The organism is Vibrio sp. 10N.222.52.C3 (assembly GCF_041474195.1).
Taxonomy (GTDB): domain Bacteria; phylum Pseudomonadota; class Gammaproteobacteria; order Enterobacterales; family Vibrionaceae; genus Vibrio; species Vibrio crassostreae_C.
In genome coordinates, this window is record NZ_JBFRTQ010000094.1 from 16,561 (window position 1) to 29,254 (window position 12,694).

At 46.4% G+C, this 12,694-nt stretch carries 8 protein-coding genes; 5 read left to right on the forward strand and 3 right to left on the reverse strand.

Annotation, left to right across the window (positions count from 1 at the left end; translation table 11 throughout):
* The first annotated feature begins 2 nt into the window (after positions 1–2).
* From AB4517_RS15380 to AB4517_RS15390, 3 genes are all read left to right on the forward strand, one after another.
* On the forward strand, positions 3–2,159 hold the full coding sequence (locus AB4517_RS15380; protein WP_372148601.1) for a glycoside hydrolase family 3 N-terminal domain-containing protein: 2,157 nt from the start codon (positions 3–5) through the stop codon (positions 2,157–2,159).
* A gap of 222 nt (positions 2,160–2,381) precedes the next feature.
* Positions 2,382–6,425, forward strand: a complete 4,044-nt coding sequence (gene hrpA, locus AB4517_RS15385; protein WP_372148603.1) for an ATP-dependent RNA helicase HrpA — start codon at positions 2,382–2,384, stop codon at positions 6,423–6,425.
* Between the two features lie 143 nt (positions 6,426–6,568).
* On the forward strand, positions 6,569–7,063 hold the full coding sequence (locus AB4517_RS15390; RefSeq protein ID WP_372148606.1) for an outer membrane beta-barrel protein: 495 nt from the start codon (positions 6,569–6,571) through the stop codon (positions 7,061–7,063).
* Between the two features lie 155 nt (positions 7,064–7,218).
* Here AB4517_RS15390 and AB4517_RS15395 read toward each other — a convergent pair whose 3' ends face one another.
* Positions 7,219–8,001 carry a hypothetical protein gene (locus AB4517_RS15395; RefSeq protein ID WP_017067728.1) on the reverse strand — a complete coding sequence of 261 codons (783 nt, stop codon included), beginning with the start codon at positions 7,999–8,001 and terminating at the stop codon, positions 7,219–7,221.
* Positions 7,922–8,713, reverse strand: a complete 792-nt coding sequence (locus tag AB4517_RS15400; RefSeq protein ID WP_102321034.1) for a hypothetical protein — start codon at positions 8,711–8,713, stop codon at positions 7,922–7,924. The genes AB4517_RS15395 and AB4517_RS15400 overlap by 80 nt, the downstream gene beginning before the upstream one ends.
* A gap of 545 nt (positions 8,714–9,258) precedes the next feature.
* Here AB4517_RS15400 and AB4517_RS15405 point away from each other — a divergent pair.
* Positions 9,259–10,044, forward strand: a complete 786-nt coding sequence (locus AB4517_RS15405) for a TetR/AcrR family transcriptional regulator (protein ID WP_372148608.1) — start codon at positions 9,259–9,261, stop codon at positions 10,042–10,044.
* Here AB4517_RS15405 and AB4517_RS15410 read toward each other — a convergent pair.
* A complete protein-coding gene (locus AB4517_RS15410) occupies positions 10,031–10,156 on the reverse strand; it encodes a hypothetical protein (RefSeq protein ID WP_372148611.1) in 126 nt (41 codons plus the stop codon). The genes AB4517_RS15405 and AB4517_RS15410 overlap by 14 nt on opposite strands.
* Positions 10,157–10,215: 59 nt before the next feature.
* On the opposite strand from AB4517_RS15410, the gene AB4517_RS15415 reads away from it, so the two are divergent.
* The gene (locus tag AB4517_RS15415) at positions 10,216–12,678 is read left to right on the forward strand and encodes an RND family transporter (protein WP_372148614.1); all 2,463 of its coding nucleotides are present in this window, start codon (positions 10,216–10,218) and stop codon (positions 12,676–12,678) included.
* Positions 12,679–12,694 lie beyond the last annotated feature (16 nt).

Below are 12,694 nucleotides of genomic sequence, written 5' to 3' on the forward strand. Positions count from 1 at the left end.
CGATGGCTCTATACAAAGACAGCTCTGTTAGCTACCAAACTAGAGCGCAAGATTTACTGTCTAAGATGACGCTTGCCGAGAAGGTGGGTCAGCTTTGCCAATCGCCAATGCTGGATTATGACGACAATAAGCAAGAATACTTGATGAAAGTGGAGCAGGGTGCGTATGGCTCGCGCATCCTTGCTGACACAGCGTGGGCGGGTAATGCGCCGGGTGAATCGGTTGATCCGCACCAGCTCAATGAGATCCAAAAAGTGGCGATGGAAAAAAGCCGCCTGGGGATTCCAGTGATATTCGCGCGTGACGTGATTTACGGCCAAAAGACGGTGCTACCAATTCCCCTGGCTCAGGCATGTTCTTGGAACCCCAAGTTGGTTGAAGAAGCTTATGAGTGCATCGCGGCTGAAGCGGCATCGCTAGGCATTAACTGGACTTTTGCGCCGATGCTCGACATTGTTCGAGACCCTCGTTGGGGCAGAGTGATTGAGAGTTCAGGTGAAGATCCGTACTTAACCAGTCAGTTTGCAAAATCAGTAGTGAAAGGCTTCCAAGGTGATGACCCTTCACAACCAAATAAGCTGGTGGCGTGTGCCAAACACTTTGTTGGTTACGGAGCGTCAGAGGGCGGTCGCGACTACGATACGACTGAATTGAGTGATAACACCTTGCACAATGTGCACTTGCCGCCCTTTGCCGCGGCAGTGAAAGCTGGCGTTGCAACCATGATGTCTGGATTTAACGACCTTGGTGGTACGCCGGTAACCGGATCTCGACCATTAATTCGAGACTGGCTCAAAGGCGAGCATAAGTTTGATGGCATGGTCGTCAGTGATTGGGGCTCTATTTCCGATCTGGAATACTTCCAAGTTGCGAAAGACCCATCTACAGCTGCGTTAAAGGCGTTGGATGCAGGTGTTGATATGGCGATGACTCACGAGGCATATGAAGACACTCTTGAAGACCTGGTGAAGAACAATCCAAGCTTACTAGAAAATCTAGATGAAGCTGTTTACCGCGTACTGCTTACCAAATTCCGCGCTGGTCTGTTTGAACGACCATATATCGACCCTGAACTGCATAAGAGCATGCTGGGCCTAGAAGAACATAAGGTCAAAGCGCTAGCTCTTGCAGAAGAGAGCATGGTGCTGCTTAAAAATGATGGTGACTTGCTACCACTGAACTCACAAGGCTTAACCATTTCTGTGATTGGCCCTCATGCTCATTCACAAAGACAGCACCTTGGTTCTTGGTGTTTAGATGGCAATGCGGACGACGTTGCAACGATTGCAGATGGCATCCAAGCAGCAGCGCCAGAGAACACTATAATTACTGATTCAAGCGCATTTAGTGATGACATGATGGAGTGTGCGCATCGAAGTGATGTAGTCGTGCTGTGCGTTGGTGAAAGCCATCGTCGAACGGGAGAAGCGCGCAATATTGCCGAGCTTGTTCTGCCACCGGGTCAAGAAGAGCTAATTGAAGCCATTGGAAAAACGGGCAAACCTTTGATTGTGGTGCAGTGTACTGGTAGACCCATACCGTCTCCTAAGATTGAGCAATACGCCCAGTCATTGGTTTATGCATGGCAAAGCGGTACAGAGACAGGGAATGCAATCGGTAACTTACTGTTTGGTCATAGTAACCCGAGTGGCAAGTTGACCATGACAGTACCAAGAAGCACAGGTCAAATTCCGATGTATTACGGTCGTAAGCCGATTGGAAAAATGCGAGCGTATCAAGAGTACATGCCATATAAGAATGAGCAAGATACACCGCTTTATCCATTCGGTTTTGGCTTGAGCTATTCGCAGTTTGAATATGGTAAGTTGACGGCTGTGACATCTGAAATTGCTGAGAATGAGAACCTGATTGTTGAAGTTGAGGTAGAGAATGTATCTGAAAGGGCAGGGCAAGAAATCATTCAATGCTATATATCACGTAAGGTATCTTCGACGACTCGCCCTCAACGAGAGCTAAAAGCATTTACAAAATGCTTTTTAAAAGGGAATGAACGTAAAACAATTAGGCTGACGATTTCAGCGGACGACTTAAAGTTCTATGGTTCTCAAGAGTGTTTTATGTATGAGGTTGGTGACATTGACGTCTACATTGGAGGAAGCAGTCTAGCGACCGAGTCGGTAACTGTTCATCTTGGGTAAACATTCAACTTAACGTAAATTGTTCGAAGGAAAGTAAAAGAGATTGGGTATAACCAATCTCTTTTTGTTGATACGTTGCGGTGTATCTGACTAATGTTGTACATGTTTAAACACTGTGCCTGAATAATTAAAACAACAGGCTAGGGTGGCTTTCCGTTCTATAGCCTAGCTCACTTGTGATATAATCGCGCGAGTTTAATAAGTACAAGAATAGGACACGCTTTGACTTCGTCTCCGGAAAAAGCAGATAACAACAAGAATGCAGCACAGCCAAGTTCTTCACAGAGCAAAGCGAAACCAAACCAAGCTGCATCGAAAAAATCTGCTGAACAATCAGCGACAAACAACAAATCATCTCAGAATAGCCCAGCCTCTCTTCGTAAAGCGCTCAACGAATGTATGATGCGCGATCGCTTCCGTTTGAGTAAGCGAATTGCTGGTGCGAGTAAAATTAAGAACGAACAAGCTAAGCACGCTGTCTTTGATGAGATTGCGTTAGACATTGCTAAGTCAATGATGACGGCAACTCAGCGCGCGGCACAGAAACCAACGATTGAATACCCAGAAATTCTCCCGGTTAGCCAAAAGCGCGAAGACATCGCGAAAGCCATCGCTGAAAACCAAGTGGTTATCGTGGCGGGTGAAACGGGTTCGGGTAAAACCACTCAGTTACCGAAAATCTGTTCTGAGCTTGGCCGCGGCCGCTTTGGCTTAATTGGTCACACTCAGCCTCGTCGTCTTGCGGCGCGTTCGGTTGCGAACCGTATTGCTGAAGAGATGGAAACACAGCTGGGTGAGTTCGTTGGTTATAAGGTTCGATTCAACGACCAGATTTCTGACAATACCCAAATCAAACTGATGACCGACGGTATTCTACTGGCGGAGATTCAACACGACCGTTTCTTAAATCAGTACGACACCATCATTATCGATGAAGCCCACGAACGTAGCCTAAATATCGATTTCATCATGGGTTACCTGAAAGAGTTGCTACCAAAGCGTCCTGATCTGAAAGTGATCATCACGTCGGCAACCATCGATCCAGAGCGTTTCTCTAAGCACTTTAACAATGCACCGATCATTGAAGTGTCTGGTCGTACTTACCCAGTTGATACGCGTTACCGCCCATTAGGTGGTGATGAAAGTGATTCAGACCGCGACCAAATCGAAGGCATCTTTGAAGCCGTTGATGAGCTGTGTGATGAAGGGCTTGGCGATATCTTGATCTTCATGAACGGTGAGCGAGAAATTCGTGATACCGCAGATGCATTGAGTAAACGTAACCTTCGCGATACTGAAATTGTTCCGCTTTACGCGCGTCTATCGGCGGGTGAGCAGAACCGTATCTTCCAGTCTCATACTGGTCGACGCATCGTGCTGGCAACTAACGTGGCAGAAACCTCGTTAACCGTACCGGGCATCAAGTATGTTATCGACCCGGGTACGGCGCGTATCAGCCGCTACAGCTACCGTACTAAAGTACAACGTCTACCGATTGAGCCAGTGTCTCAAGCGAGTGCAAACCAGCGCAAAGGTCGTTGTGGTCGTGTTGCAGAAGGTATCTGTATTCGTTTGTACTCTGAGGAAGATTTCGAGTCACGCCCAGAGTTTACTGACCCAGAGATTCTTCGTACTAACCTAGCATCGGTTATCCTTCAGATGACAGCGCTAGGCCTAGGCGATATTCAAGCGTTCCCATTTGTTGAAGCGCCCGATAAGCGCAACATTCAAGACGGTGTAAGGCTGCTTGAAGAGCTTGGTGCGATCGCCACCGTTGAACCGCCAGCGAACAAAAACAAGAACCACGGCGACGACAAGAAGAAGCTAACCGCGATTGGTCGTAAGCTGGCAAAACTGCCTATCGATCCACGTTTAGCGCGTATGGTAATTGAAGCGCCACGTAACCGATGCCTACACGAAGTGATGGTGATCGCGTCTGCGTTGTCGATTCAAGATCCGCGTGAGCGTCCATCAGATAAGCAACAATCGTCTGATGACAAACACAAGCGTTTCTTCGATAAAGAGTCTGACTTCATCACGTTTGTGAACTTATGGGATTACATCAAGCAGCAGCAAAAAGCATTGTCGAGTAACCAGTTCCGCAAACAGTGTAAGCAAGATTACCTCAACTATTTACGTATCCGTGAATGGCAAGATGTGTACTTCCAAATTCACCAAGCAATGCGTGAACTGGATACTAAGTTGAATACAGAACCGGGCAGCTACGATGGCATTCACATGTCACTGCTATCAGGTCTGCTTTCGCACATCGGTATGAAAGATCAAGAGAAGAATGAGTATCAAGGTGCACGTAATGCACGCTTCCATATCTTCCCTGCGTCTGGCTTATTTAAGAAACAGCCTAAGTGGATCATGTCTGCGGAGCTGGTAGAAACCTCAAAACTTTGGGGGCGCGTTATCGCGAAGATTCAACCGGAATGGATTGAACCGCTAGCGAAACACCTGATTAAACGCAGTTACAGCGAACCACATTGGTCGAAGAAACAAGCAGCGGTAATGGCACACGAAAAAGTGATGCTTTACGGAATCCCAATCGTACCTAAGCGCCTTGTGAACTACGGCGCGATTGATGCCACCGTCAGCCGTGAGTTGTTTGTACGTAGTGCATTAGTAGAAGGTGAGTGGGAAACCAAACACGCTTTCTTCAAGCAGAACCGTAAGCTTCTACAAGAAGTCGAAGAGCTAGAGCATAAATCGCGTCGTCGTGACATCTTGATCGACGATGATGAACTGTTCGATTTCTATGACCAGCGTGTTGGTGAAGAGGCGGTTTCTGGCCGTCACTTTGATACATGGTGGAAGAAGACCAGTCAGAAAACCCCTGAGCTGCTTAACTTTGAAAAATCGATGCTGTTCCGCGGTGATGCTAGCCACGTTACCGATCTGGATTACCCGAACTTCTGGCACCAAAACGGTATCAAGCTCAAGCTGAGTTACCAATTTGAGCCGGGCGACGATAACGATGGTGTAACGGTACACATTCCGCTGCCTATCTTGAACCAGATCGACCAGAACGGTTTTGATTGGCAGATCCCGGGTCTACGTCAAGAGCTAGTAATTAGCTTGATTAAGTCGTTACCTAAAACGCTACGCCGTAACTTTGTACCTGCGCCAAACTACGCAGATGCATTCTTGGCACGTGTGACACCGCTTGAAGCACCGTTACTGGATTCTCTTGAGAAAGAGCTACGCCGCATGACGGGTGTGGAAGTGGTACGTGATGACTGGAAGTTAGACCAGATTCCAGAGCACTTAAAGGTAACATTCCGCGCTGTAGATCATCGCAAGCGTAAGCTGAAAGAACAGAAAGATCTGCATGAGTTGAAAGAGAGCCTGAAAGACAAGGTTCAAGAAACGCTTTCTAAAGTGGCAGACGACGATATCGAGCAGCAGAACCTGCACACGTGGAGCTTTGGTGAATTACCAAAAGTCTACCAACAGAAACGTGGTGGCTACGATGTTAAAGCCTTCCCTGCGCTGGTGGATACCAAAGACAGCGTAGAGATCAAACTGTTCGAAACCGAGCAAGAGCAAATCTCGGCAATGAAATCGGGTCAGCGTCGTTTAATCTTGTTGAACGTGCCATCACCGATCAAATACTTGCACTCGAACCTGCCGAACAAATCGAAACTTGGCTTGTACTTCAACCCATACGGACAGGTACTCGATCTTATCGATGACTGTATCGCTTGTGGTATTGATAAGCTGATTGAAGAGAAGGGCGGTTTGGTTTGGGAACCAGAGCAGTTTGAAGCTCTGAAAGAACACGTACGTGCAGAGCTGGGTGATACCGTAGTAGAGATTGCTCAACAGGTTGAAACCATCCTAACCACGGCATTCAGCATCAGTAAAAAGCTGAAAGGACGCGTGGATCTTTCTATGGCATTCGCACTTTCTGACATAAAAGCTCAAGTAGAAGGTTTGATTTTTAAGGGTTTTGCCACAGAATGTGGGTGGAAACGCTTGCCGGATATTCTACGCTATATGAGAGCGATTGAACGCCGCATGGAAAAACTGCCAATTGACCCGAACAAAGATCGTCTTCACATGATCAAAGTTGAGTCAGTAATGAATGATTACAAAGAACTGCTGAATAAAATTCCAAAAGGGATCGCGGTTCCAGAAAATGTAAAAGAGGTGCGTTGGATGATAGAAGAGCTTCGTGTAAGCTTCTTCGCACAGCAGCTCGGTACGCCTTACCCAGTATCAGATAAGCGTGTTAAAAACGCGATTGATGCTTGCTAAAGGAATAAAGCTAGACGCAATAGCAAGGTTTGGGTATAAATCTTGCTTATTGCATTACTAATTGAATAGTTATTACATACAGGGCGACTTGGTGGCAATTTATTACCACTCAAGGCCTGCCACTAGGACGAAAAAGGTCGAATATGAAAAAAACGTTATTGGCACTAGCACTACTAGGTGCATCTTCAACAGCAATGGCTGATTCTTGGTTGTACGGCGGTGTAATGGGTGGTCAAAACTCATTCGCTGGTGAAGATGAAAACGCGGTGGGCATCCACGTAGGTACAGGTATCCTTCCACTAATCGGTGTTGAAGCGGGTTACTGGGATCTAGGTTCTTTCGACAACGTTAGCTACGGCAACCGTGCTAAACAAGGTGTTGACGTAAGCACTGCTTACCTAGCGATCAAACCAAGCATCGACTTCGGTCCTCTTCACGTATACGCGAAGGGTGGTCTTCACTCATACGAAGTGAAAGGCGATAACTTCAAGCAAGACGACGTTGATATCATGTACGCTGTAGGCGCTGAATACTTCATCTTTGGTCCACTATCTGTAGGCGCTAGCTACCAAAACTTCAAAATGAAAGATGACGACTCTGGCGTATTCACGCTAAACGCAACTATCCACCTACTGTAATTACTTGCAGTCAGTGACAGACGTACCGTTGGTCACGGATATTTGTAGAGTTCGTAAGAATTCGTAAAAAATGCCAGCTTGATAGCTGGCATTTTTGTATCTGTTAACCGTGTAATCGCTACTCTGTTTTCTTATAACAGATAGCAAGCGGATGGTTATTTTTTACTGTTCAGAATACGCTGAATTCTTGGGTTAATCGCTTTACCGTGTTTACTTTCGTACTCTTCACGTTTTAAATCGTTCAGGTTCTTTACAGAGTTAGCGGCAAGAAGGAATTCTGGTAACTCAGTTTCAAGCATGCCTTTCTCATCTAAACGTTTTGCTTCCAAGTAGTACTTCTTAAACAGACCATCCAGCTTGTTTTCAGCCGTACGCTTCAAGTCATACAGTTTGTTCTGAATCAGCCATTTTTCAATTTTGTTGGCAGCGGTGCGAGACAACACACGGATACGGCTATCCAGCAACTCTTCTTCAGTTAAAGAATCTTTCAGGATCCACAGCTCACCCATTTGCGGCGGCCAGCTGTTGCCAAGCTGAATACGTTCGTGGCAGTGCATTAAAACGCGGTTAAGGCCGTCTGAATCAACAGAGTTGGCAAACTCAATGAACTTACCGCTTGGCTCACTACCGTACTGATATTCCCACTGCGTTTCGTACACGCTCAAGAAAGAGCCGAACACGTGAATACACCAATCGGTTAGTTCCAGCTCTGCAGGATCTTGATCAACAACAGGTACTTGTTGAGACGCACCAGAATCCGCAGCTTGTGCAGCCGCTACTTTCACTTCGGTACTTTGCGCTTCAATCACTTCAGGTACTAATGGACCTGTAGCGTCAGGTACAACAGGTTGAGCTGGCTCAGAAGGTTGGCTTTTTGCCTTTTTGAATGAGCTGCTGCCTGAAGCGTTCAGATGGGCTAAGCTTTTGTCTATACCCATTTCCTTGAGCTTGTCCTGCATTTCCTGAATATTGAGAGGTCTTCTGCTGTTGTTGTCTTTCATTTTGCTTCTCGTTAACTAGCCAGTACTGCAGCTTGGATTCAATCCGAGATAATGGCATTAATTCATTGGCTTTGGCTTTATACCAGAGGACAAATTTCTTCCATACTAAACTATGGTCACCGGTCAAACCGGAGAATTTAAACGCACGTTCTGCCCATGATGGTATCTCTTCTTCGTTGAGATCATGAGTAGAGACGGTGTTGCTGTTCATTGAGCCTCGACCTTGTGGGCGAGGGGCCTGCTGCATGTGTTGCATTGGTGCCGGAGCAGGCTGAAACTTAGGTGCAGGTGCAGGTGCAGGTGCAGGTGCAGGTGCAGGTGCCGTAGAGTAGACCGGAATACTATTGGTCGGTTGAACCTCAACGTGCGCCGCAGTTTGCTCTTGCTCAATGAGCATTTTGAAAACGTGAATCTCTTTTTTATCCCGATAATCTACTTTTACCTTATCGAGAAAACCTTGGTCGACTAAACACTTAAGACAGTCGGCTAAACCAAACGTAGAGAGAGCACAAAGTTGACCTGCTGTTTGTAGGCACACATTGGTGTAGCCGAATTCGTCAGCACCGTCTGCAAGCATCAATAAAACCAGCTTTTCTGCAGGGCTAGAAGTATTCACTTGCCAAGCTAAATAAGAATATTTGGCGCTCAATATCGTGTTCTCAAAAAAGGTAAGTCGTTGTCACTATTGTAAGTCACCCCTTACCGAATTTATAGCAACTTAACAGAAAACGGCATTAGTAAGCCAAATATTGACCATAAGGAGACGTCTGCCCCATAAAGTAAGCCTACAGTCATTCATTCTTGTGGTTTAAGCTAGGAATCATTGGGCATGAATACGCATAGCAGCTTAAAGTGCCTACATTCTTTGTTAGGTTAAGAATGCCCAATTCGCGTCCACATTCTGTTGGTCACAATACAGGTCTTCTTTTAAAGTCTTCTCTTTAGGTCAACTATTGATGATTTTCTTAGCTATATCCCATTTATTCTCTTTCCATTCACAAAATGTATTTAATTTATAAAACCCCTTGATATGATCAATACTTGCGCTATTATGACGATAAGTCAGAAATGACGAAGCGTCACAAAATGGTTAACTACATGAATTTACTATTCGTGTTAATATATTGGATAGGAGTGTTTTAAATACTGGCGAAGCTTAGATAGCGGCTAAGCTCATATACGGACTAAAAAATTATGTTTGGCTTTGGTTGTAAAGGCGATAAACAAGGTATCTTTGGTTGCAAAGGCGTGTTGTCTAAAAAGCAGCAGTCTATTGCAGACCGAGAAGTAGAGTTGATGTTGTTAGCAAAAGATCTGGTTCGAGAACAAGGGTTCGGAAACCTCACGATGGACAAGCTAACGGCAGCGAGCTCTTATTCTAAAGGTACGATATACAATCACTTTTGCAGCAAAGAAGACGTCGTTTTAGCGTTATGTATTCACTCTCTCAAGACAGAAGCAATGATGTTTGCTCGCTCTGGAGAGTTTGAAGGCAACACACGTGAAAAGATCGTCGCATTGCACGTTGCTTACCGAATCTATGCTCGCATGGAACCGGTACTATCAACCTGTGCGATCATGGCTAAAAGCCCGTGGGTACTAGAGAAAGCGTCTAGTGCACGCGTCGCCGAGATGAATGAACTGGAAGAGTTGGTGATTGAACAATGCGACTCTATGGTTAACCAAGCGGTAGAAGCGGGTGACCTAAAGTTCTCTTCCGGCGTTGGCTCAGATGCCATCGTTTTTGCTAACTGGTCAATCGCATTTGGTTCAAATGCTTTGTCACAGAATGCATCAAACAGTCATTGTATTAAGCGGTTACAAGACCCGTATTCAGTATTACACAACGCGAACATGATTCTAGACGGCCTCAATTGGCAGCCCCTTTCTAGTGACTGGGATTACCGCAAAACTTGGCGTCGTGTAGAACAAGAACTGTTCAGTGAAGAGATCGCTTACTTAGAGTCTATAGGTCGATAGCTTCCGTTAAGCCCACACATGTGGGTTTATTAATAACCATTTTTGACGATTCGTCACAAACTTGAGACTGACCGACTGTGGTTGCTGTTTTCTTGAGTGTTTGACTAAGCATTGTGTCTTTTGTCAGCTTCGGCTGGCTTTTTATGACACAAATATGACGAATCGTCACAAATGGAGACTGTGATGAAACATGACAGCCAGAAGCCCACGTTCGATCAGCAAAACCGAGATAACCCTAATGCTGATAGCGCAAACACAGATCTAAACAGTTGGCACTCAATACCTACCAAGCGTTCGTTTATCGTTCTGCTGGTGGTGTTTTCAATCATCATTCTCTCTGCATTAGGGGCTAAGAACCTCTACTTTAGAGGGGACTACAACATCTTCTTCGAAGGCACCAACAAGCAGTTGATGGCGTTCGATGAAATCCAAACCACCTTTGCAAAAACCGACAACCTTGCGATTGTTGTCGCACCTGAAGATGGCAATGTCTTCACCCCTGAAACTCTCACCCTGATTCAAAATCTCACGGTTGATGCGTGGCAGATCCCGTATTCAAGCCGTGTCGATTCCCTTGCTAATTATCAGCACACCGAAGCCATTGAAGATGATCTTTTGGTAGAAGACTTGCTGTATGAAGAGTACGAACACACACCAGAACGCATCGCCAAAGTAAAACAGATCGCCCTTAACGAGCCGTTGCTTAAGAATGCCTTGGTGTCGGCCTCTGGCGATGTGACGATTGTGAACGTCACCGTGCAACTGCCAGAAGTGGACAAAACCGCAGAAGTGCAAGAGGTGATTGCGGCAATTAATACCATGATCGGCAAGTACCAAGCTCAGTATCCTAATGTCGAATTCCATAAAGCGGGCATCATAGCCATGAACAACGCGTTTATGACTTCGGCTCAACAAGACAGCTCAACGCTCGTTCCCTTAATGCTGTTGGTGGTACTGGTGTTCCTGACCTTTATGCTGCGCTCGTTCTTTAGTGTGGTGGCGACGCTCATTGTGATCATCTCTTCGATTGTTGCCACCATGGGATTGTCTGGTTGGGCAGGGATGTTCTTGAGTACCGCAACCGTGAATGTGCCAACCTTGGTTTTAACTTTTGCGGTGGCTGATTGTGTTCACGTGATTGTGACCATGAGACAAGCGATGCAGCGCGGTATGGAGAAAGCACAAGCCATTCAATACAGCATCAAGCTCAATGCGATGCCGATTCTGATCACCTCGGTGACCACTGCGATTGGTTTCCTGATGATGAACATGTCGGACTCACCAGTGCTGCGTGATTTCGGTAACTTATCGGCACTGGGTGTACTTATTGCGTGCTTCTTGTCTGTGACTATGTTGCCAGCGTTGCTAAAACTGCTGCCAGTCAAACGTCTACCTGCCAACCCTAAGGCGGCAGACAAAGTCACCTTCATGGATAAGCTGGGCGATTTTGTCGTAACTAACCGTAAAGCACTGCTGCCGATTTCTACGCTAGTGATTGTTGGCGCTGCCGCGTTAATTCCGCTCAACAAAGTCAACGATGAATCGGTGAAGTATTTCGATACCTCAAGTGAATTCAGACAAGCGGCTGACTTCATGGAAGAGACCGTAAGCGGCATGACAACCCTCAGTATCGCAGTGAAAACTAACGAGTCTCAAGCGATTGCTGATCCTGTGTTCTTGCAAGCAATTGGTGACTTTACTAAGTGGCTACGCATTCAACCAGAAACTGACCATGTGGCAACGCTTTCTGATGTTTATATGCGTTTGAACAAGAATATGCATGCCGACGACGACAGCTACTACAAGCTACCGCTGAACCGTGAACTTGCCGCGCAATATCTGCTGCTTTACGAAATGTCTCTGCCGTACGGCTTGGACTTGAACAACCAGATCAACGTCGATAAATCATCGATCAAAATGGTACTCACCGTCGATAACCTTGGCAGCGTTGAGCTAGTCGAACTCGAAGAGCGCATTTACTCATGGTTTGCAGCCAATGCACCGCAATATGAAGTGGTGGCTTCGAGCCCGTCACTGATGTTTGCTCATATTGGCGAAACCAACATGGCGAGCATGCTATCAACTTTGCCTATCACCCTAGTGCTTATCTCTGGCTTGATGATCTTTGCATTGCGCTCGGTTCGCTTAGGCATGATCAGCCTAGTGCCCAACATTGCGCCTGCGATCATTGGCTTTGGTTTATGGGCGCTTATCTCAGGTGAAATCAACCTCGGTTTGTCAGTCGTGGTCACGCTCACGTTGGGTATCGTGGTTGATGATGCGGTGCACTTCTTGAGTAAATACCAGCGCGCAAGAATCGAAGGGAAATCAGCAGAAGAAGCGGTTCGATACGCTTTCCACACCGTAGGTCGCGCTTTGTGGATCACCACTGTTGTGCTAGTGGCCGGTTTCTCTGTACTGGCGATGTCGAGCTTCAGACTCAACTCCGACATGGGCTTACTCAGCGCGATTGTGATTTTCATTGCGCTGGTGGTCGATTTCATCTTGCTACCAAGCTTACTGATGATCTTCGACAAACAGACCCACTATTCAGCTAAAACTCAGCACGAATCAAAGCCAGATACCAAGTCGCAGCCTAGATCGACAGCCGAACTGACTACTTCGACCAAATAAGGAAACGTCGGCCTGC

Excerpts from the sequence above, each read along its gene's own strand:
- AB4517_RS15405 (WP_372148608.1), top strand. The coding sequence starts at position 9,259 with ATGTTTGGCTTTGGTTGTAAAGGCGATAAACAAGGTATCTTTGGTTGC.
- AB4517_RS15415 (WP_372148614.1), top strand. The coding sequence starts at position 10,216 with ATGGAGACTGTGATGAAACATGACAGCCAGAAGCCCACGTTCGATCAG.
- AB4517_RS15410 (WP_372148611.1), bottom strand. The coding sequence starts at position 10,156 with ATGCTTAGTCAAACACTCAAGAAAACAGCAACCACAGTCGGTCAGTCT.
- AB4517_RS15380 (WP_372148601.1), top strand. The coding sequence starts at position 3 with ATGGCTCTATACAAAGACAGCTCTGTTAGCTACCAAACTAGAGCGCAA.
- AB4517_RS15390 (WP_372148606.1), top strand. The coding sequence starts at position 6,569 with ATGAAAAAAACGTTATTGGCACTAGCACTACTAGGTGCATCTTCAACA.
- AB4517_RS15395 (WP_017067728.1), bottom strand. The coding sequence starts at position 8,001 with ATGGGTATAGACAAAAGCTTAGCCCATCTGAACGCTTCAGGCAGCAGC.